The sequence below is a fragment of the Streptomyces sp. NPDC001970 genome, from assembly GCF_053594115.1.
Map to the genome: position 1 here is coordinate 118,428 of NZ_JBSFDW010000021.1, position 20,446 is coordinate 138,873.

The 20,446-nt window shown below is 71.2% G+C and carries 15 protein-coding genes and 1 riboswitch; of the genes, 13 read left to right on the plus strand and 2 right to left on the minus strand.

The genetic code is table 11. The features are described 5' to 3' along the window. The first annotated feature begins 49 nt into the window (after window positions 1-49). From ACWCP0_RS24540 to ACWCP0_RS24565, 6 genes are all read left to right on the plus strand, one after another. Window positions 50-1,057 carry a LacI family DNA-binding transcriptional regulator gene (locus ACWCP0_RS24540; RefSeq protein WP_451080944.1) on the plus strand — a complete coding sequence of 336 codons (1,008 nt, stop codon included), beginning with the start codon at window positions 50-52 and terminating at the stop codon, window positions 1,055-1,057. Between the two features lie 164 nt (window positions 1,058-1,221). Then, a complete protein-coding gene (locus ACWCP0_RS24545; protein WP_451080945.1) occupies window positions 1,222-2,661 on the plus strand; it encodes an extracellular solute-binding protein in 1,440 nt (479 codons plus the stop codon). A 3-nt stretch (window positions 2,662-2,664) separates the two neighbouring features. After that, on the plus strand, window positions 2,665-3,627 hold the full coding sequence (locus ACWCP0_RS24550; RefSeq protein ID WP_451080946.1) for a carbohydrate ABC transporter permease: 963 nt from the start codon (window positions 2,665-2,667) through the stop codon (window positions 3,625-3,627). A 19-nt stretch (window positions 3,628-3,646) separates the two neighbouring features. Continuing rightward, the gene (locus ACWCP0_RS24555; RefSeq protein ID WP_451080947.1) at window positions 3,647-4,525 is read left to right on the plus strand and encodes a carbohydrate ABC transporter permease; all 879 of its coding nucleotides are present in this window, start codon (window positions 3,647-3,649) and stop codon (window positions 4,523-4,525) included. A gap of 61 nt (window positions 4,526-4,586) precedes the next feature. Then, window positions 4,587-6,200, plus strand: coding sequence for a glycoside hydrolase family 13 protein (locus tag ACWCP0_RS24560; protein WP_451080948.1), 1,614 nt, complete (start codon window positions 4,587-4,589; stop codon window positions 6,198-6,200). Between the two features lie 17 nt (window positions 6,201-6,217). Beyond that, window positions 6,218-7,309, plus strand: coding sequence for a CobW family GTP-binding protein (locus ACWCP0_RS24565; protein ID WP_451080949.1), 1,092 nt, complete (start codon window positions 6,218-6,220; stop codon window positions 7,307-7,309). A gap of 208 nt (window positions 7,310-7,517) precedes the next feature. On the opposite strand, the gene ACWCP0_RS24570 is transcribed toward ACWCP0_RS24565, so the two are convergent. After that, on the minus strand, window positions 7,518-9,968 hold the full coding sequence (locus ACWCP0_RS24570; protein ID WP_451080950.1) for a DNA gyrase/topoisomerase IV subunit A: 2,451 nt from the start codon (window positions 9,966-9,968) through the stop codon (window positions 7,518-7,520). Window positions 9,969-10,159: 191 nt separating this feature from the next. On the opposite strand from ACWCP0_RS24570, the gene ACWCP0_RS24575 reads away from it, so the two are divergent. The 4 genes from ACWCP0_RS24575 (at window position 10,160) to ACWCP0_RS24590 (ending at window position 14,919) form a co-directional block, all read left to right on the plus strand. Further along, window positions 10,160-11,506 (plus strand): M16 family metallopeptidase, encoded by a 1,347-nt coding sequence (locus ACWCP0_RS24575; protein ID WP_451080951.1) that lies wholly within the window; start codon window positions 10,160-10,162, stop codon window positions 11,504-11,506. Then, a complete protein-coding gene (locus ACWCP0_RS24580; RefSeq protein WP_451080952.1) occupies window positions 11,503-12,891 on the plus strand; it encodes a M16 family metallopeptidase in 1,389 nt (462 codons plus the stop codon). Before ACWCP0_RS24575 ends, ACWCP0_RS24580 begins: the two co-directional genes overlap by 4 nt. A 208-nt stretch (window positions 12,892-13,099) precedes the next feature. Beyond that, a riboswitch (cyclic di-AMP (ydaO/yuaA leader) is annotated at window positions 13,100-13,263 on the plus strand. A 13-nt stretch (window positions 13,264-13,276) separates the two neighbouring features. Continuing rightward, window positions 13,277-14,050: a M23 family metallopeptidase gene (locus ACWCP0_RS24585; protein ID WP_451080953.1), complete on the plus strand. Its 774-nt coding sequence runs from the start codon at window positions 13,277-13,279 to the stop codon at window positions 14,048-14,050. Window positions 14,051-14,235: 185 nt separating this feature from the next. Then, window positions 14,236-14,919: a GntR family transcriptional regulator gene (locus tag ACWCP0_RS24590; RefSeq protein ID WP_451080954.1), complete on the plus strand. Its 684-nt coding sequence runs from the start codon at window positions 14,236-14,238 to the stop codon at window positions 14,917-14,919. Window positions 14,920-15,067: 148 nt separating this feature from the next. Here the strand turns inward: ACWCP0_RS24590 and ACWCP0_RS24595 are convergent, their stop codons facing one another. Then, window positions 15,068-15,349, minus strand: coding sequence for an HPr family phosphocarrier protein (locus ACWCP0_RS24595; protein WP_451080955.1), 282 nt, complete (start codon window positions 15,347-15,349; stop codon window positions 15,068-15,070). Between the two features lie 164 nt (window positions 15,350-15,513). Between ACWCP0_RS24595 and ACWCP0_RS24600 the strand changes: the two genes are divergently transcribed. Genes ACWCP0_RS24600 through ACWCP0_RS24610 form a run of 3 tightly spaced genes read left to right on the plus strand, consistent with a single transcriptional unit; the run spans window position 15,514 to window position 20,438 of the window. Then, entirely contained in the window at window positions 15,514-18,603 is a 3,090-nt protein-coding gene (locus tag ACWCP0_RS24600; protein WP_451080956.1) for a bifunctional acetate--CoA ligase family protein/GNAT family N-acetyltransferase, read from the plus strand. Between the two features lie 39 nt (window positions 18,604-18,642). After that, window positions 18,643-19,236, plus strand: a complete 594-nt coding sequence (locus ACWCP0_RS24605; protein WP_451080957.1) for a DUF5998 family protein — start codon at window positions 18,643-18,645, stop codon at window positions 19,234-19,236. Then, window positions 19,236-20,438 (plus strand): alkaline phosphatase family protein, encoded by a 1,203-nt coding sequence (locus ACWCP0_RS24610; protein ID WP_451080958.1) that lies wholly within the window; start codon window positions 19,236-19,238, stop codon window positions 20,436-20,438. The genes ACWCP0_RS24605 and ACWCP0_RS24610 overlap by 1 nt, the downstream gene beginning before the upstream one ends. The last annotated feature ends 8 nt before the right edge of the window (window positions 20,439-20,446 follow it).

Sequence of the window (20,446 nt, forward strand, 5' to 3'; positions counted from 1 at the left end):
GTCGAGACTGGCGCAAGCCACTTGCGTGGCTTGCGCTAGTCTTGCGTCCATGACGCGACGACTTGCTCAGGTGGCAAAGAAGGTTGGAGTCAGCGAGGCCACGGTCAGCCGGGTCCTCAACGGCAAGCCGGGCGTCTCCGACGCCACCCGCCAGGCCGTGCTGACCGCCCTGGACGTGCTCGGCTACGAGCGGCCGACCCAGCTGCGCGGCGAGCGCGCCCGGCTCGTCGGACTGGTCCTGCCGGAGCTGCAGAACCCGATCTTCCCCGCGTTCGCCGAGGTCATCGGCGGCGCCCTGGCCCAGCAGGGCCTGACCCCGGTGCTCTGCACCCAGACCAAGGGCGGGGTCTCCGAGGCGGACTACGTCGACCTGCTGCTCCAGCAGCAGGTGTCCGGCGTCGTCTTCGCCGGCGGGCTCTTCGCGCAGGCGGACGCGCCCCACGACCACTACCGCAGGCTCGCCGAGCGCAAGATCCCGGTCGTCCTCATCAACGCGTCCATCGCGAACCTCGACTTCCCCTGCATCGCCTGCGACGACGCCGTCGCCGTCGAGCAGGCCTGGCGCCATCTCGTCTCGCTCGGGCACGAGCGGATCGGCCTGGTCCTCGGCCCGCCCGACCATGTGCCCTCGCGGCGCAAGCGTGCCGCGGCACAGGCCGCGGCCAGGGCCGCCGGGCGGGAGCTGCCCGACGAGTTCCTGGAGTGCTCCATGTTCTCCCTGGAGGGCGGGCAGGCGGCGGCCACGCGCCTGCTGGACCGCGGGGTCACCGGCATCATCTGTGCGAGCGACCCGCTCGCGCTGGGCGCCGTACGGGCCGCGCGCCGGCGCGGGCTCGCCGTCCCCGGTGAGGTCTCGGTCGTCGGATACGACGACTCCGCGTTCATGAACTGCACCGAACCGCCGCTGACCACCGTGCGCCAGCCGATCGAGGCGATGGGCCGGGCGGCGGTCGAGCTGCTCTGTGCGCAGATCCAGGGCGGTGCCGTGCCGCCCGACGAGCTGCTGTTCGAGCCGGAGCTGGTCGTGCGCGGCTCCACGGCACAGGCGCCTCGCTGATCTGCGCACCGCTGTCAACCCGCTGTCAAACATTTACGAAATCAGCGCGACATATTGCGGCCCACTGTTGCCGGTGGTTGAGTGTGCCACGCCCCCGCACGGCGCCCTGTCCCGCAGGGCGTCCGCCGAGGGGCTTCCACGCTCATGCCCGAAGGGGACCACCGATGAGAAGTGCTCGGTCGAGCAGTGCCCGGTTCCGTCACACGCGTCGTACTCGCCGCACCTCCGCGGCCGCCCTCCTCACCGCCCTCGCGCTGACCGCGCTCGCCGCCTGCGGCACCAGCAGCAGCGACAACGGCGGCGGGGACTCCGATGGCGGCGGCTCCTCCGATCCGTCGGCGCCCCTGGACCCCAAGGCCAAGGTGACGCTGACCATCGACTGCATGCCGCCGGCCGCCAAGGCCGCCGAGCTCAAGGAGTGGAACGAGGACGTCAGGACGTTCAACAAGACGTACCCGAACGTGAAGATCGAGGGGAAGTCCACCCCCGGGCAGTGCCTCGAGCCGCCCCGCTTCACCGCGATGCTCAAGGCGAAGTCCCAGCCCGACGTGTTCTACACCTACTTCACCGATCTGGAGCAGGTCCTCGACAACGACGGCGCGGCGGACATCACCGCCTACGTCACCGACAAGTCCGTCCCGGCCCGCGGCGACATCGACCCGAACGTGATGAGCTCGCTGACCAAGGACGGCAAGCTCTACGGCCTCCCGACCAGCAACTACACCATGGGGCTGCTGATCAACCGGAAGCTGTTCCAGCAGGCCGGCCTCGACCCCGACTCCCCGCCGCGCACCTGGGCCGAGGTCCGCACCGCCGCCAAGGCCATCGCCGGACTCGGCAAGGGCATCGCGGGCTTCGGCGAGTACAGCGCGGGCAACACCGGCGGCTGGCACTTCACCGCCACCACCTACGGCCTCGGCGGGGACGTCGTCGACGCGAGCGGCAGCAAGGCCGCGTTCAACAACGAGCTGGGCAGGCAGATCGTCCAGAACCTCCACGCCATGCGCTGGGAGGACGACAGCATGGGCCAGACCCAGCTGCTCAAGTGGGGCGACCTGCAGAAGCAGATCGCGACCGACAAGCTCGGGATGTTCCTCGCCGCGCCCGACGACATCACGTACATGGTCCAGCAGCTCGGCGCGAAGTACGAGAACTTCGGCATGGGACCGATTCCCGGCGAGAAGGCCACCCTCTTCGGCGGCAACAACTACATGGTCAAGAAGGGGAGTTCCCCGGACAAGATCAAAGCCGCGATCGCCTGGCTGAACTTCAAGAACCTCACCGTCGGCAAGGGCCAGTTCGACTGGTCCCGCACCAAGACGGACGGCCTGCCCGTCGGCCTCCCGCAGCCGAACTTCTGGCTGAACGCCAGCAAGACCGAGGACGACGCCCAGCGCACCCAGCACGCCACCATGCCGGTCGCCAACTTCAAGTCCTTCATGGACAACCCGGTCCAGGGCAAGGCCGAGCCGCCCAAGGCCCAGGAGATCTACAAGGTCCTCGACAACGTGATGTCCGGGGTCCTCACCAACAAGGACGCCGACGTCGACAAGCTCCTGTCGACGGCGGAGCAGCAGGTGAACCAGATCCTGGCGAACCAGTAGCCCATGTCCGCCCCCACACTCCCCGCCGGCGACCAGCGGGAGGCGCGCGTCCGCGGCGCCTCCCGCCCCGGCACGGCCCCGCCCCGCGACGCCCTCGTCCGGGCCCTGGGCCGCAACCTCTCCGCGCACGCCTTCCTGATCGGCGCCGTCCTCTGCTTCTCCTTCTTCTCCTGGTACCCGATGGTCAGGGGGTTCCTCCTGGCCTTCCAGAAGACGGAGGACGGGCGCACGACCTGGGTCGGCTGGGACAACCTCCGTACGGTCTTCGCCGACCCCGCCATCTGGCAGGCCTGGCGCGGCACGCTCCTCTTCACCGGCCTCGCCCTGGTCCTCGGCTTCGCCGTCCCCTTCGTGATCGCGATCGTGCTCAACGAATTCCGGCACGCCCAGGCCTACTTGCGGCTGCTGGTGTACCTGCCGGTCATGCTGCCGCCGGTCGCGTCCGTGCTGCTCTTCAAGTACCTGTACGACCCCGGGTACGGGCTGTTCAACACCATCCTGGACGCCCTGCACCTGCCGCAGCAGCAGTGGCTCCAGGACCCCGACACCGCGATGCTCTCCGTCGTCATCGCCGCCACCTGGATGAACATGGGCGGCGCGACCCTGATCTACCTCGCCGCGCTCCAGTCGATCCCGGGGGAGCTCTACGAGGCGGCGGAACTGGACGGCGCAGGTGTCCTGCGCAAGATCTGGCACGTCACCATCCCGCAGACCCGGCTGATCCTCTCTCTCCTGCTGCTGATGCAGATCGTCGCGACGGTCCAGGTCTTCACGGAGCCGTTCCTGCTGACGAACGGCGCCGGACCGGAGGGGGCCACGACGACCGTCGTCTATCTCATCTACCAGTACGCCTTCAACTTCAACAACTTCGGGGCCGCGGCAGCGCTCGGCCTGCTCCTGCTCGTACTGCTGGCCGGCTTCTCGGCGGCGTACGTACGCCTCAGCCGCACCGCCGACGACGCATGAACGGGGGAGCGCGACGCACATGACGGCCACCAGAACACTCATCTCGCCCGCGCAGCTGGCCAGGCCGCGCGCCCGGTACGTCTACTGGGCCGTCCTCGTCCTGGTCCTGCTCCTCTTCACGATCGTCTTCCTCGGACCGCTGTACTGGATGGTCACCGGCGGACTGAAGACCACTCAGGAGGCCGTGCAGTCGCCGCCGACCCTGATCCCCGGCTCGCTGCACCCGGAGACGTACAGCAGGGCCTGGGAGGTGATGGACCTCGCCCGGCTGCTGTTCAACACGGCGTACTACGCCTTCGGGGCGTTGGCCTTCCAGCTCGTGCTCGACGTCGCCGCCGCCTACTCGCTGTCCAAACTCCGCCCCGTGTTCGGCAAGGCGATCCTCGGGATGATGCTGGTCACCCTGATGATCCCGGCGACCGTCCTCGTCGTCCCGCAGTATCTGACGGTCCTGGACGTGCCGATCGTGGAACGCAACCTGCTCAACTCGCCCTGGGCGATCTGGCTGCCGTCCGTCACCAACGCCTTCAACATCTTCCTGCTGAAGCGCTTCTTCGACTCGATCCCGCAGGAGCTGCTCGACGCCGCCTCGATCGACGGGGCGTCGCGGCTGCGCACCCTGTGGTCGGTGGTGCTGCCCATCTCCCGGCCCATCCTGGGCGTCGTCTCCATCTTCGCTGTGGTCGGCGTCTGGAAGGACTTCCTCTGGCCGATGCTCACCCTGCCCGACCCGACGAAGCAGACGCTCAACGTGGGGATCTACTCCCTGGCCAGCGGAGTGCCGGAGAACGTCCTCATCGCGGCCCTGACCATCGCCTCCGTTCCCACGCTGCTGATCTTCCTGATCTTCCAGCGCAACATCATGAGCGGTCTCACGGCGGGCGGACTCAAAGGCTGACCAGGGCCGAAGCCCACTCTCACGCCCCGGCTTCAAGCCCCGCATCCACGAAAGGACTCCTGTGCCGGCATCGGACGCGGACTCGGACTGGTGGCGCTCCGCCGCCATCTATCAGGTGTACGTACGCAGCTTCGCCGACGGGGACGGAGACGGCACGGGCGACCTCGCCGGCGTACGGGCGAAGCTGCCGTACCTCGCCGAACTGGGCGTCGACGCGCTCTGGTTCACCCCCTGGTACCTCTCCCCGCTCGCGGACGGCGGCTACGACGTCGCCGACTACCGCACCATCGACCCGGCCTTCGGCACCCTCGCCGAGGCCGAGAAGCTCATCGCCGAGGCACGCCAGCTGGGTATCGGAACGATCGTCGACATCGTCCCCAACCACGTCTCCGACCAGCACGTCTGGTTCCGGGCCGCATGCGCGGCACGACCCGGCAGTCCCGAGCGCGGCCTCTTCCACTTCCGCCGGGGCCGGGGGGCGGACGGGGAACAGCCGCCCAACGACTGGGAGTCCGAGTTCGGCGGCCCCGCCTGGACCCGGCTGCCCGACGGCGAGTGGTACCTGCACCTCTTCGCGCCCGAGCAGCCCGATCTGAACTGGGCGCATCCGGCGGTGCGGCGCGAGCACGAGGAGATCCTGCGCTTCTGGTTCGAGCGCGGCGTCGCGGGCGTACGCATCGACTCGGCGGCGCTGCTCGCCAAGGACCCGTACCTGCCCGACTTCGTGGCGGACACCGACCGGCACCCGTACATCGACCGGGACGAGCTGCACGACGTCTACCGCTCCTGGCGTGCGATCGCCGACGAGTACGGCGGGATCTTCGTCGGTGAGGTCTGGCTGCCGGACTCCGAGCGCTTCGCCCGCTATCTGCGCCCCGACGAGCTGCACACCGCGTTCAACCTGAGCTTCCTCGCCTGCCCCTGGGACGCGCAGCAGCTGCGCCGCACGATCGACGAGACCCTCGCCGAGCACGCACCCGTCGGCGCCCCGGCGACCTGGGTCCTGTGCAACCACGACGTGACGCGCACGGTCACGCGGTACGGACGCGATGACAGCGGCTTCGACTTCGCGACCAAGGCCTTCGGCACGCCTACGGACCTCGCGCTCGGCACCCGGCGCGCCCGGGCGGCGGCCCTGCTGTCGCTGGCGCTGCCCGGGTCCGTCTACGTCTACCAGGGCGAGGAGCTCGGCCTCCCGGAGGCGGAGATTCCACGGGACCGCATCCAGGACCCGATGCACTTCCGCTCCGGCGGCACCGACCCGGGGCGCGACGGCTGCCGGGTGCCGCTGCCGTGGACCGGCGAACCTCCGGCCGTCGAGCCCTGGCTGCCGCAGCCGCGTGACTGGTTCTCGTACGCCGCCGACCGCCAGGCCGCCGACCCCGGCTCGATGCTCAGCCTCTACCGCGGGGCCCTGCGGCTGCGGCGCACCGAACCGGGCTTCGGGGACGGGCCGATGACCTGGCTGCCGCAGTCCGGGCCCGGAGTACTGGCCTTCGCCCGGCCGGGCGGCCTGGTGTGCGTGGTGAACCTGGGAGAGCGGCCGGCCGGTCTGCCGGCGCACGAGGCCGTGCTGCTCACCAGTGGGCCCCTGGACGAGTCCGGGCGGCTGCCGCGGGACACCGCGGCCTGGCTGAGGTCGCCGCATATCCTGGGGCGGGACATGTCGTCGTAGCCCGGTGAGGTACCGCGTTGAGCACGCAGCAGATCCCCGTCCTCGTCCTCGCGGGCTTCCTGGGATCGGGCAAGACGACCCTGCTCAACCATCTGCTGCGGGCGAGCCGGGGGACCAGGATCGGCGCGATCGTCAACGACTTCGGGTCGATCGAGATCGACGCCATGACCGTGGCCGGGCAGCTCGGCGACTCCACGGTGTCCCTCGGCAACGGCTGTCTGTGCTGCGCCGTCGACGCGACCGAACTGGACGTCTTCCTGGAGAAGCTCACCGGGCCCGCCGCCCGGCTCGATGTGATCGTCATCGAGGCGAGCGGCCTCGCCGAGCCGCAGGAGCTCATCCGTATGATCCTGGCCAGCGGGAACGAGCGCATCGTGTACGGCGGTCTCGTCGAGGTCGTCGACGCGGCCGAGTTCGATGCGACCCTGGAGCGGCACCCCGAGCTCGACCGGCATCTCCGCATCGCCGACCTGATCGTGCTGAACAAGGCGGACCGGGTCGACGACGCGGCCGGGCAACTGCTGTGCGGCCGGATCGCGGGCCTCGCCGACGGGGCCGCCGTGATCCCTGCGACGTACGGGCGCGTCGATCCCGAGCTGCTCTTCGAGTGCCGCCCGCGGGGCGAGCGTGTGGGCCAGCTGTCGTTCGAGGACCTCTACGAGGACGAGCACGGGTACGGCGACCACCGGCACGGCGAGCACGACGGCCATCTGCACGCCGCCTACGAGACCGTCTCGTTCACCTCCGCCGAGCCGCTCCACCCGCGCAGACTGCTGGACTTCCTCGACTCCCGGCCGGAAGGCCTCTACCGCATCAAGGGATTTGTCGACTTCGGCGAGGCCGACTCCCGCAACCGGTACAGCGTCCACTCCGTCGGCCGGTTCCTGCGCTTCTACCCGGAGCCCTGGCCGGCCGGCGTGGAGCGGCAGACCCAACTGGTCCTCATCGGTGCCGGCATCGACACCGGAGCCCTGCTCGAAGACCTCGGCACCGCCAGGGTCACCGGCACGCAGGACGCGCCCGAGGAGCACACCATGTGGGGCGTACTGCGGTATGTGCCGGCGTCTGAGCAGCCCGCCGAGCAGGAACCGGACGACTTCATGCCGTGACCCGTGGCCGCGCGGTACCGCACTGCGCACGAGGCGGAGCCGGCGATCGTTCACGCGGGTGCGCCGAGCACGCCGGCGTACCACTCGCGGCAGGGGTTCTCGGCGACACGGAGCCCGAGGGCAGCTCCTGGCGGAACCTCCCCCGGAACCGGCGAAGCGCGCCCGCCGTCCGGCGGGCGCGCTTGCGTGGTCGACGGACGTGTCGCGGCTAGGAGGCAGGACCCGCCAGCGACGCGACCGGCTTCGTCAGCGGCGTGCCCGAGCCGTCACGCCTCGGGTCGAGCTCCGGCAGCTCCGACGGCGTGCCGTTCATCTGCGCCGCACGTGCCGGGGCCGCGCCCGCCCAGGCCAGAATCAGCGTGTCCTCGCCCTTGAGGAAGCGCTGGCAGCGCACGCCACCGGTCGCCCGGCCCTTGCGCGGGTACTGGTCGAACGGTGTCAGCTTCGCCGTCGTCACCGAGTCGTCCAGCGTGCCGGTGGAGCCCGCGACGGTGAAGACCACCGCATCCGCCGCCGGGTCCACCGCGGTGAACGAGATCACCTCGGCGCCCTCGGTGAGCTTGATGCCCGCCATACCACCCGCCGGCCGGCCCTGCGGCCTGACCTGCGAGGCCTGGAAGCGCAGCAACTGGGCGTCGGAGGTGATGAAGACCAGGTCCTCGTCGCCCGTGCGCAGCTCGGTGCCGCCCACGATCCGGTCGCCCTCCTTGAGGGCGATGACCTCCAGCTCGTCCTTGTTCGCCGGGTAGTCCGGCACGACCCGCTTCACCACGCCCTGGAGCGTGCCCAGCGCGAGGCCGGGCGAGGCCTCGTCGAGCGTCGTCAGACAGATCACCGTCTCGTCCGTCTCCAGGGACAGGAACTCGGAGACCTGCGCCCCGCCCGACAGATTCGGCGCCGTGGCCGTCTCCGGCAGCTGCGGGAGGTCGATCACCGTGAGCCGCAGCAGCCGCCCGGCCGAGGTCACGACCCCCACGTCGCCGCGCGCCGTCGCAGGCACGGCGGACACGATCACATCGTGCTTCGCGCGCCTGCCGCCGTCCTCCGGCAGCGGCTCACCGGTGACCGTCCGCGCCAGCAGCCCCGTCGAGGACAGCAGCACCCGGCACGGGTCGTCCGCGACCTGCAGCGACTCGGCGGCAACGGGCGTGCCCGCGGACTCCAGCAGCACCGTGCGCCGCTCGGTGCCGAACTTCTTGGCCACCGCGGCCAGTTCGGACGAGACGAGCTTGCGCAGCTCCGCGTCCGACTCCAGGATCCGGGTGAGCTCCGCGATCTCCGCGGTCAGCCTGTCGCGCTCGCTCTCCAGCTCGATCCGGTCGAACCTGGTGAGCCGGCGCAGCGGGGTGTCCAGGATGTACTGCGTCTGGATCTCGCTGAGCGAGAAGTGCGCGATGAGGCGCTCCTTCGCCTGCGCCGAGTTGTCGCTGGAGCGGATGAGGCGGATGACCTCGTCGATGTCGAGGAGCGCCACGAGCAGGCCCTCGACGAGATGCAGCCGGTCGCTCTTCTTGCGGCGCCGGAACTCGCTGCGGCGGCGGACGACGTCGAAGCGGTGGTCGAGGTAGACCTCGAGCAGCTCCTTGAGGCCCAGCGTCAGCGGCTGGCCGTCGACCAGCGCCACATTGTTGATGCCGAAGGACTCCTCCATCGGCGTCAGCTTGTACAGCTGCTCCAGGACGGCCTCGGGGATGAAGCCGTTCTTGATCTCGATGACCAGGCGCAGTCCGTGCTCACGGTCCGTAAGGTCCTTGACGTCAGCGATGCCCTGGAGCTTCTTCTGGCCGACGAGGTCCTTGATCTTCGCGATCACCTTCTCCGGGCCGACGGTGAAGGGCAGCTCGGTGACGACGAGGCCCTTGCGGCGCGCCGTCACGTCGTCCACGGTCACCGTGGCGCGGATCTTGAAGGTGCCGCGGCCCGTCTCGTACGCGTCCTTGATCCCGGACAGACCCACGATCCGGCCACCGGTCGGCAGGTCGGGACCCGGCACATACCGCATCAGGGTCTCGAGATCGGCGCCCGGGTGCCGGATCAGATGGCGGGCGGCGGCGATGACCTCGCCCAGATTGTGCGGCGGCATGTTCGTCGCCATGCCGACCGCGATGCCGGACGCGCCGTTGACCAGCAGATTCGGGAAGGCCGCCGGCAGGGCGACCGGCTCCTGCTCCTGCCCGTCGTAGTTCGGCGCGAAGTCGACGGTGTCCTCGTCGATCGACTCGGTCATCAGGCTCGTCGCGTCGGCCATCCGGCACTCGGTGTAACGCATCGCGGCCGGGGGGTCGTCATTGCCCAGCGAGCCGAAGTTGCCGTGGCCGTCGACCAGCGGCAGACGCATCGAGAAGGGCTGCGCCATACGCACCAGCGCGTCGTAGATCGACGCGTCGCCGTGCGGGTGGAGCTTGCCCATGACCTCGCCGATGACGCGGGCGCACTTCACGTAGCCGCGGTCGGGGCGCAGGCCCATCTCGTTCATCTGATACACGATCCGGCGGTGCACGGGCTTCATTCCGTCCCGGGCGTCCGGCAGGGCCCGGGAGTAGATCACCGAGTACGCGTACTCGAGGAAGGAGCCCTGCATCTCGTCGACGACGTCGATGTCGAGGATCCTCTCCTCGAAGTCGTCGGGCGGCGGCGTCTTCGTGCTGCGGCGGGCCATCGCTGCTGCGGCTCCTTCACCAACATGAACCATGAACGTGATCTGACGCCGACCATTGTGGACCGTCCCACCGACAACGCGGACCTCGACCCGGAACACCGGGTGGAAGCTGCGGGAACTTCGCCAGGTCCCGACGCGCTTGCATACAGTGGCAGGACATCCAGCAACGCGATCGAAGGGACCACATGCCCATGGGTCACACGGCCACAGCCCAGGCCGGCTCCGGCGGCCTGACAGCAACCGAGCACCGCCTGGCCAACGGTCTGCGCGTGGTGCTCTCCGAGGACCACCTGACCCCGGTCGCCGCGGTCTGCCTCTGGTACGACGTCGGCTCGCGCCACGAGGTCAAGGGGCGTACGGGTCTGGCTCACCTTTTCGAGCACCTGATGTTCCAGGGCTCCGCGCAGGTGCCGGGCAACGGACACTTCGAGCTGGTCCAGGGAGCCGGCGGCTCGCTCAACGGCACCACCAGCTTCGAGCGCACCAACTACTTCGAGACCATGCCCACCCACCAGCTGGAGCTCGCGCTCTGGCTGGAGGCCGACCGCATGGGCTCGCTGCTCGCCGCGCTCGACGAGGAGTCCATGGAGAACCAGCGGGACGTCGTCAAGAACGAGCGCCGCCAGCGCTACGACAACGTTCCGTACGGCACGGCCTTCGAGAAGCTGACCGCCCTCGCCTACCCGGACGGACACCCCTACCACCACACCCCGATCGGCTCGATGGCCGACCTGGACGCCGCGACGCTGGAGGACGCTCGGAGCTTCTTCCGGACGTACTACGCGCCGAACAACGCGGTGCTCTCGGTCGTCGGCGACATCGACCCGGAGCAGACCCTCGCCTGGATCGAGAAGTATTTCGGCTCCATCCCGATGCACGACGGCAAGCAGCCGCCGCGCGACGGCGCCCTGCCCGACATCATCGGCGAGCAGCTGCGCGAGGTCGTGGAGGAGGAGGTTCCGGCCCGCGCCCTGATGGCCGCCTACCGCCTGCCGCAGGACGGCACGCGCGAGTGCGACGCGGCCGACCTGGCGCTCACCGTCCTCGGCGGCGGCGAGTCGTCCCGGCTGCACAACCGTCTGGTGCGACACGACCGCACGGCCGTCGCCGCGGGCTTCGGCCTGCTGCGGCTCGCCGGGGCGCCCTCGCTCGGCTGGCTGGACGTGAAGACGTCCGGCGGGGTCGAGGTGCCCGACATCGAGGCCGCCGTCGACGACGAGCTGGAGCGGTTCGCCGCCGAGGGCCCGACGCCCGAGGAGATGGAGCGCGCCCAGGCACAGCTGGAGCGCGAGTGGCTGGACCGGCTCGGTACGGTCGCGGGCCGCGCCGACGAACTCTGCCGGTACGCCGTGCTGTTCGGCGACCCCCAGCTGGCGCTCAGCGCCGTCTCGCGGGTCCTCGACATCACTGCCGAGGAGGTCAGGGCCGTCGCCCAGGCCCGGCTGCGCCCGGACAACCGGGCGGTTCTGGTGTACGAGCCCCTCCAGGCCGCCGAGGGAACCGAGGACAACGACGACGAGGAGGGGGCGGACCAGTGACCGACGCTGCCGTGACCATGGAATTCCACCCGCAGCCGCAGGCGGGCGAGGCCAGGCCGTGGGCCTTCCCCGCCCCCGAGCGCGGTGTGCTCGACAACGGGCTGACCGTCCTGCGCTGCCACCGCCCCGGCCAGCAGGTCGTGGCCGTCGAGATCTTCCTCGTCGCCCCGCTGGACGCCGAGCCCGAGGGCCTCGACGGTGTTGCCACGATCATGGCCAGGGCGCTCTCCGAGGGCACCGACAAGCACACGGCGGAGGAGTTCGCCGCGGAGCTGGAGCGCTGCGGCGCCACCCTGGACTCGCACGCGGACCACCCCGGCGTCCGCGTCTCCCTCGAGGTGCCGGTCTCCCGCCTCCTCAAGGCGCTCGGCCTGCTCGCCGAGGCCCTGCGCGCGCCGCTCTTCGCCGACAGCGAGGTCGAGCGGCTCGTGCGGAACCGGCTGGACGAGATCCCGCACGAGACCGCCAACCCGGCCCGCCGCGCCGCCAAGGAGCTGTCCAAGCAGCTCTTCCCGGCGTCCTCCCGGATGTCCCGGCCCCGCCAGGGCAGCGAGGAGACCGTGGAGCGCATCGACTCCGCGGCCGTGCGGGCCTTCTACGAGGCCCATGTCCGGCCCGCGTCCGCCACCGCCGTGATCGTCGGCGACCTCACCGGTGTCGATGTGGACGCCGTGCTCGCCGACACCCTCGGCGCCTGGACCGGTGGCGCGGCCGAGAGCCGTCCCATGCCGCCGATCACCGCCGACGACAGGGGACGCGTCGTCATCGTCGACCGCCCCGGCGCGGTGCAGACGCAGCTGCTCATCGGCCGCATCGGCCCGGACCGCCACGACCGCGTCTGGCCGGCCCAGGTCCTCGGCACGTACTGCCTGGGCGGCACCCTCACCTCCCGTCTCGACCGCGTCCTGCGCGAGGAGAAGGGGTACACGTACGGCGTGCGGGCCTTCGCCCAGGTCCTGCGCTCCTCCGCCGACGGCACGGGCGCGGCCACGCTCGCCATCAGCGGCTCCGTCGACACCCCGCACACCGGCCCGGCGCTGGACGACCTCTGGAAGGTGCTGCGCACCCTCGCCGCGGAGGGCCTCACCGACGCCGAGCGCGACGTCGCCGTGCAGAACCTGGTGGGTGTGGCTCCGCTCAAGTACGAGACCGCTGCGTCGGTCGCGGGCACGCTCGCCGACCAGGTCGAGCAGCATCTGCCGGACGACTACCAGGCGCAGCTGTACACGCGCCTGGCCGGGACCGGCACCGTCGAGGCGACGGCCGCGGTCGTCAACGCCTTCCCGGTGGACCGGCTCGTCACCGTCCTCGTGGGCGACGCGGCCGAGATCGAGGAGCCGGTCAGGGCGCTGGGCATCGGTGAAGTGACTGTTGTCACGGGCTGATTGACCGCCGGTCGGCTCCGGCGCACCCGGAGGGCCCCGTTGGCATCGTGTCAACGGGGCCCTCCCGTATGTCCGTTTTATTGGAGAGGCTGCCTGTCTGGCCTGTGGCATGCACAACAAATCTCCGTGTCCGTTTGGTGATTGAAAGATGTCCGGCTTAGCGTCTTCTGCGCTGTCCGCCGGTTGCACCAGCCGCACCAGCGGCATCGGACAGCCATCGCCGAGTCCCCGTCGGGCGCGAGCCTGGGGAGCCGGGGACCCACATGTCCCCTGGGGTGAATCGGACGCCTTCGCACTCGTGCGGAGGGGCCCGTAGGAGACCTTCCTGCTCCGAACCCGTCAGCTAACCCGGTAGGCGAGAAGGAAGGAAAGGATCAGCCACTACATGGCGTTCACCCGTGCCACCGGGAAGCATCGTGGTCCGAGCCGGCTGACGCGCAAGCGCGCGGGCATCGCCGGAGCCGCGGCCCTCGCCACCACCGGCGTCATCGGAAGCCTCGCCTCCCCGGCGCTCGCCGCCGACACGGAAAGCCCGTCGTTCGAGGACACCGGCCTCACCCAGGCCGTCGCCGCCGACACCACCCTCGCCGAGCAGATCGACGCCCAGGCCGCGGCCCAGCAGTACGAGGCCGACCTGGCCGCCGCCCGCGCGAAGGCCGAGGCCGAGGCGAAGCGCAAGGCCGAGGCCCGCGTCAAGGCGGCCCGCGAGGCCAAGGAGCGCGCCGCCCGCGAGGCGGAGCGCAAGCGTCTGATGTCCTACACGCTCCCGGTCGCCGGCTCCTACGTCAGCACGGTCTACCAGGCGGGCGGCTCGGTCTGGTCCTCCGGCAGCCACACCGGCGTCGACTTCCACGCCCCGTCCGGCACTCCTGTCGTCGCCGTCGGCATGGGCACGGTCGTGGAGGCCGGCTGGGGCGGTGCCTACGGCAACAACGTCGTGATCAAGATGAAGGACGGCACGTACACCCAGTACGGTCACCTGTCGTCCATCGGCGTCTCGGTCGGCCAGACCGTCACCCCGGGCCAGCGGATCGGCCTGTCCGGGGCCACCGGCAACTCGTCCGGCCCGCACCTTCACTTCGAGGCCCGCACGAGCCCCGACTACGGCTCGGACATCGACCCGGTCGCGTATCTGCGCGGCCACGGCGTGAGCCTCTGACGTCCACTTCCGCATCCGTGGGCCCCGGCCCGGTCATGGAGACCGGCCGGGGCTTTCGGCGTATTCAGGCCAAAAGATATCCACGGATTCCGGCAGGCCATCGGAAATTCCGGCCGGCTGCAATAGAGTCACCGAACAGACATCGTTCGACTGGGTTTCGCGCGGATTAAAGGCGGAGGTTCGGTATGCGCATTCCTGCGCGCTCGGTATGCACGGCGATCCGCGACGACATCGTCTCCGGTGTCTTCGAGCGCGGCGGCCGGCTCACCGAGGAGCAGCTGGCACGCCGCTACGGCGTCTCACGCGTCCCGGTGCGCGAAGCGCTGCGGACCCTGGAGTCCGAGGGGTTCGTCGTCACCCGCAGACATGCGGGAGCGTGCGTCGCCGAGCCCACCGAGCAGGAGGCCGCCGACCTGCTGGAGATCCGGATGCTGCTGGAGCCGCTGGGCGCCGCGCGGGCCGCGCAGCGGCGCACGGAAGCCCACCTCAAAGTGCTGCGCGGCCTGGTCAGGCTCGGCCAGGAGCGGGCGCGCCGGGGCCAGGGGGAGGATTTGCGCTCGCTCGGCGGCTGGTTCCACGAGACCCTCGCGCAGGCCTCCGGCAGCCCCGGACTCATCGCGCTCCTCACCCAGCTCCGGCACAAGATCGCCTGGATGTACGCCGTCGAGCAGCCTGCTCAGCCGGTGGAGTCCTGGTCCGAGCACGGTGCGATCGTGGACGCGGTGTCGCGCGGCGACGCGGAGCGGGCGCGGGCGCTCACCGCGATGCACGCCGAGCGGATGGCGGGGGCGCACAGGTTGCGCATCACGACGCGCGGGACGGTGAGGGCTTCGCAACATGCCGTAAACACGGCGAGCGTCCGCAATTAACAAAAGCGCCGTATACAAAGAGGGGCTATTTGAAAGCGGCAGAGCCGCAGACCGGAATTCCCGGTTGCTGCGGCTCCGCCGTTTCCATTTATTTGTCATTACCTGCCGGGGTGCGGGTGCGAGGTCCGTACCCGGGGCGGGGCAGGGGTCAGACCGTCTCGGGGAGCTCCTCGAGACCCTCGGCGACCAGCTTCGCCAGACGGTCGAGGGCGGCGTCCGCGCCGTCCGCGTCCGAGGCGAGGACGATCTCCTGGCCGCCCTCCGCGCCGAGGCCGAGCACCGCGAGCATCGAGGCGGCGTTGACGGGGGTGCCGTCGGCCTTGGCGATCGTCACCGGGACGCCGGAGGCCGTGGCGGCACGGACGAAGATGGAAGCGGGGCGGGCGTGGAGGCCCTCGGCCCAGCCGACATTGACGCGGCGCTCAGCCATGGTGATGCCCTTCAAGTCCTCAGCGGTTGTCTAGACCAGTCTCTCATGTGTGGTGCAGTGCTCGGCAACGGCCGTCGGCCGGCGTCCGGGACACTCGCGGGTGCCCTCAGACTGCACCCGCCTTCCGGGCTTCGCGACCGGTGCCCGAGCCGTAGTCTTTCCCCATGCAGACCCCGTCGGATCACGCGTACCCCGACCACTGGGAAGCCGACGTGGTGCTGCGTGACGGTGGCACCGCGCGCATCAGGCCCATCACCACCGAGGACGCCGAGCGGCTCGTCAGCTTCTACGAGCAGGTCTCGGACGAGTCCAAGTACTACCGCTTCTTCGCGCCGTACCCCCGGCTCTCCGCGAAGGACGTGCACCGATTCACGCACCACGACTACGTGGACCGGGTCGGCCTCGCCGCGACGGTGGGCGGCGAGTTCATCGCGACCGTCCGCTTCGACCGGATCGACGCCAACGGGATGCCGGCGTCCAAGCCCGCCGACGAGGCGGAGGTCGCCTTCCTGGTGCAGGACGCACACCAGGGGAGGGGCGTCGCCTCCGCGCTCCTCGAGCACATCGCAGCGGTCGCGCGGGAGCGGGGGATCAGGCGGTTCGCGGCGGAGGTGCTGCCCGCGAACAACAAGATGATCAAGGTCTTCACGGACGCCGGATACACACAGAAGCGCAGCTTCGAGGAAGGCTCCGTCCATCTGACGCTGGACCTGGAGCCGACCGCCGAGTCGCTCGCCGTGCAGCGCGCCCGTGAACAGCGCGCCGAGGCGCGGTCCGTGCAGCGGCTGCTCGCGCCCAGGGCGGTGGCGGTGATCGGGACGGGTCGGGCGCCGGGCGGGGTGGGCCGTACCGTCCTGCGCAATCTCCTCGAATCCGGCTACACCGGGCGTACGTACGCGGTGAACCGGAACCTCGCACCGGACGTGCACGAGCTGGACGGCGTCCCCGCGTACCGCTCGGTCGCGGAGATCGTCGCGGAGACCCGGGAGCCCGTCGATCTCGCCGTCGTCGCCGTACCGGCCGAAAGGGTGCCGGAGGCCGTCGCCGACTGCGGCGAGCACGGGGTGCAGGGTCTGGTCGTGCTGGCCGCGGGGTACGCCGAGAGCGGGGCGGAGGGGCGGGAGCGGCAGCGCGAACTGGTGCGCCAGGCACGTTCGTACGGGATGCGGATCATCGGGCCGAACGCCTTCGGGATCCTCAACACGTCGGAGGCGGTACGGCTCAACGCGTCGCTCGCGCCCGAGTCGCCGGCGCGCGGCCGGATCGGACTGTTCACCCAGTCGGGCGCGATCGGCATAGCGCTGCTGTCGGGGCTGCACCGAAGGGGCGCCGGGCTGTCCTCCTTCATCTCGGCGGGGAACCGGGCGGACGTGTCCGGGAACGACTTCCTGCAGTACTGGTACGAGGACCAGGACACCGACGTCGTCCTGCTGTACCTCGAATCGATCGGCAACCCGCGGAAGTTCACGCGCCTCGCGCGGCGCACCGCGGCGGTCAAGCCCGTCGTGGTCGTCAAGGGCGCCCGGCACAGCGGGAGCGCGCCGCCCGGACACGCGGTGCCGACGACGCGGGTGCCGCACGCGACCGTGTCCGAGCTGCTCGCGCAGGCGGGCGTCATCCGCGTCGACACGGTCACGGAGCTCGTCGACGCGGGCCTGCTGCTCGCGGGACAGCCGCTGCCGGCGGGGCCGCGCGTCGCCATCCTCGGCAACTCCGAGTCCCTAGGCCTCCTCACCTACGACGCCTGCCTGACGGAGGGGCTGCGCCCGCTCCCGCCGCGCGACCTGACGACGGCGGCGACGCCGGACGACTTCCGGGCGGCGCTGGGGGAGGCCCTGCGGGACGACGCGTGCGACGCGGTCGTCGTCAACGCGATCCCCTGGGTGGGCGACGGCGGGGTCACCGAGTCCGGCGACGGTGAGGTCCTCGCGACGGCCCTCCGCGCGGCAGCGGCCACGGGACCGGCCAAGCCGGTCCTCGTCGTCCACGTCGAACTCGGCGGCCTGGCGGACGCCCTCGCCGCGGCGGCCGGCTCCGGCCCGCCGCGCCGCGCCTCCGCGGCCGACCCGGTTGTGCCGACTCGGGATCAGGGATCAGGCCCTCGGCCTCCCGTCGACGGCGCGCCCTCGCCATCGCCCTCAGGCGGGCTGCGCCCGGCCCACGGCCCGAACTCGGCGGCCCCGGGCGGCCCCGGAGGCCGCGGTGCTGCCGCCGGCCATGCGGCGTCCGGCCTTCCGGGCAGTGCCGCGTCTCCGGGCTCCGGCGGGGTGCACAGCGGTGACCGTGGTGCCGAGGCCGGGGGAGGAGGCCGGCCGGCCGCGCACGGTCCGGCGCAGGCCGGGGCCGGGGGGCCGGACGTCCCGTCGGGGCGTCCCGTGTCCGCGACGCGGATCCCCGCGTTCCCCGCCGCCGAGCGGGCCGTGCGGGCGCTCGGCGAGGTCGTGCGGTACGCGCAGTGGCGGCGGGAGGCCGCCGAGCCCGGGAAGGTGCCGGAGTACGAGGACATCGACGAGGGCGGGGCCGCCGCGCTGGTGGGCCGGCTGCTCGGCGACATGCCGCCGGAGCACGGGGTCACCCTGCGCGAGCAGGACGCGCAGGAGCTGCTCGGGCGGTATGGGATCCCCGTGCTGCCCACCCTGCCCGCTCCCTCCCCCGACGCCGCCGCCCACGCCGCCGAGGGCCTCGGGTACCCCGTGGCCCTCAAGACCACCGCCCCGCACCTGCGCCACCGCGCCGACCTCGGCGGCGTACGTCTCGACCTCGCCGACGAGCAGCAAGTGCGCCAGGCGTACGCCGAGTTGACCGACATCTTCGGCAAGCCCGAAGAGGTCAGGCCCGTCGTCCAGGCCATGGTCCCCCGCGGCGTGGACACCGTCGTGCGCGCCGCCATCGACCCCGCCGTCGGCGCCGTGCTGTCCTTCGGACTCGCCGGCCCCGCCACGGAGCTGCTCGGCGACATGGCCCACCGCCTCGTCCCGGCCACCGACCGCGACGCGGCCGAGCTCATCCGGTCCATCCGGACCGCCCCGCTGCTCTTCGGCTGGCGCGGCGCCGCCCCCGTCGACACCGCCGCCCTCCAGGAGCTGCTCCTCCGCGTGTCCCGACTGGTCGACGACCACCCGGAAGTGGTCGACATCGGCCTCGAACCGGTCGTCGTCGCCGAGCACGGCCTCTCCGTGCTCGGCGCCACCGTCCGGCTCGCCCCTGCCCCGCCCCGCACCGACCTGGGACCCCGCACGCTCCCCAGTTACTGAGCGCACTCCCGGGTCCCGCAGCCCCGTAGGATGGAGCGCATGGCGAAGACCGGTACGACGACCCAGGGGCTGCGCACGGCGATCGAGCGCAGCGGCTACTACCCGGCTCTCGTGGCCGAAGCGGTGGAGGCCGCTGTCGGTGGTGAGCAGATCGCGTCGTACCTGGTCCATCAGGAGACCACGTTCGACGCGAACGAGGTCCGCCGCCATGTCACCGTCCTCGTCCTGACCGCCGCCCGCTTCATCGTCAGCCACACCGACGAGCAGGCCGCAGACAGCAGCTCCCCGACGCCGTACGCCACGACCTCGACCGAGTCCGTCAAGCTCGGCCGGATCTCCTCCGTCGTCGTCAGCCGCGTCGTCGCCAACCCCGAGTCGTACACCCCGGGCACCCTCCCCCGCGAGGTCGTCCTCACCATCGGCTGGGGCGCCGTCTCCCGTATCGACCTGGAGCCCGCCGCCTGCGGCGACCCCAACTGCGACGCGGACCACGGCTACACGGGGAACTCCACCGCGGACGACCTCAGCCTGCGCGTCAGCGAGGCCGGCGACGGCCCCGAGGCGGTCCGGCAGACGCTCGCTTTCGCGCAGGCGCTGTCCGAGGCCACGGCCGCCACGGCCGCCATCCGCTGATGGCCCAGCCCCAGCTGGCCTCCGCCTGGCCCGAGGAACCCGTCCCGCTCGCACTCGGCACCGCGCCCGTCCCGGCGTACGGCACCGCCTCGCTCGCCGATCTGCTGCCGACGCTCGCCGCGGGCCAGGGCGTGCCCGGACTGGGCTCCTCGATCACGCAGCTCGAGCCCGCCGACCGGAACTGCGTCTTCCTCATCGACGGCCTCGGCTGGGAGCAGCTCAAGGCCCACCCCGAGGACGCCCCCTTTTTGAACTCGCTGCTCGCCTCCTCCTGCGGCGGCACCGGCGTACCGATCACCGCCGGCTTCCCCGCCACCACCGCGACCTCGCTCGCCTCCTTCGGCACCGGCCTGCCGCCCGGCGCGCACGGCCTCCCGGGCTACACCGCCCGCAACCCGGACACCGGCGAGCTGATGAACCAGCTGCGCTGGAAGCCGTGGACCTCGCCGCGCGTCTGGCAGCCCTACCCGACGGTCTTCCAGCTGGCCGACGAGGCCGGGGTGCACACCGCGCAGGTTTCCTCGCCGACCTTCCGGGACACTCCGCTCACCAAGATCGCACTCAGTGGCGGAACGTTTCACGGCCGGCTCTCGGGCGAGGAACGGATGGACTTCGCCGCCCGGCAGCTCGCCGCCGCCGACCGGTCCCTCGTCTACACGTACTACAGCGAGGTCGACGGCAAGGGCCACCGTTTCGGCGTCGACTCCGACGCCTGGCGCGGCCAGCTGATGTACGCCGACCGCCTCGCCCAGCGCCTCGCCGAACAGCTTCCGCCCCGCACCGCGCTGTACGTCACCGCGGACCACGGCATGATCGACATCCCCTTCGACGAGGAGTCGCGGATCGACTTCGACGAGGACTGGGAGCTGCGCGCCGGTGTCGCCCTCCTCGGCGGCGAGGGCCGGGCCCGGCATGTGTACGCCGTCCCGGGCGCCGAGAGCGATGTGCTCGCCGTCTGGCGCGAGGTGCTCGGCGACCGGTTCTGGGTGGCGAGCAGGGACGAGGCGATCGCGGCGGGCTGGTTCGGCCCGCAGGTCGACGAGCGCGTGTACCGGCGCATCGGCGACGTCGTCGCCGCTGCGAGCGACGATGTCGTGATCACCGCATCCGTCAACGAGCCGAACGAGTCCGCGATGGTCGGCATGCACGGCTCCATGACCCCGGCCGAGCAGTTCGTCCCGCTCGTCGAAGTCCGCTCGTAGGCCCTGCC

What these genes read in the sequence shown, in the direction of transcription:
- ACWCP0_RS24540 (WP_451080944.1), top strand. Translation starts at nt 50, where the DNA reads ATGACGCGACGACTTGCTCAGGTGGCAAAGAAGGTTGGAGTCAGCGAG.
- ACWCP0_RS24545 (WP_451080945.1), top strand. Translation starts at nt 1,222, where the DNA reads ATGAGAAGTGCTCGGTCGAGCAGTGCCCGGTTCCGTCACACGCGTCGT.
- ACWCP0_RS24550 (WP_451080946.1), top strand. Translation starts at nt 2,665, where the DNA reads ATGTCCGCCCCCACACTCCCCGCCGGCGACCAGCGGGAGGCGCGCGTC.
- ACWCP0_RS24555 (WP_451080947.1), top strand. Translation starts at nt 3,647, where the DNA reads ATGACGGCCACCAGAACACTCATCTCGCCCGCGCAGCTGGCCAGGCCG.
- ACWCP0_RS24570 (WP_451080950.1), bottom strand. Translation starts at nt 9,968, where the DNA reads ATGGCCCGCCGCAGCACGAAGACGCCGCCGCCCGACGACTTCGAGGAG.
- ACWCP0_RS24575 (WP_451080951.1), top strand. Translation starts at nt 10,160, where the DNA reads ATGGGTCACACGGCCACAGCCCAGGCCGGCTCCGGCGGCCTGACAGCA.
- ACWCP0_RS24585 (WP_451080953.1), top strand. Translation starts at nt 13,277, where the DNA reads ATGGCGTTCACCCGTGCCACCGGGAAGCATCGTGGTCCGAGCCGGCTG.
- ACWCP0_RS24590 (WP_451080954.1), top strand. Translation starts at nt 14,236, where the DNA reads ATGCGCATTCCTGCGCGCTCGGTATGCACGGCGATCCGCGACGACATC.
- ACWCP0_RS24595 (WP_451080955.1), bottom strand. Translation starts at nt 15,349, where the DNA reads ATGGCTGAGCGCCGCGTCAATGTCGGCTGGGCCGAGGGCCTCCACGCC.
- ACWCP0_RS24600 (WP_451080956.1), top strand. Translation starts at nt 15,514, where the DNA reads ATGCAGACCCCGTCGGATCACGCGTACCCCGACCACTGGGAAGCCGAC.
- ACWCP0_RS24605 (WP_451080957.1), top strand. Translation starts at nt 18,643, where the DNA reads ATGGCGAAGACCGGTACGACGACCCAGGGGCTGCGCACGGCGATCGAG.
- ACWCP0_RS24610 (WP_451080958.1), top strand. Translation starts at nt 19,236, where the DNA reads ATGGCCCAGCCCCAGCTGGCCTCCGCCTGGCCCGAGGAACCCGTCCCG.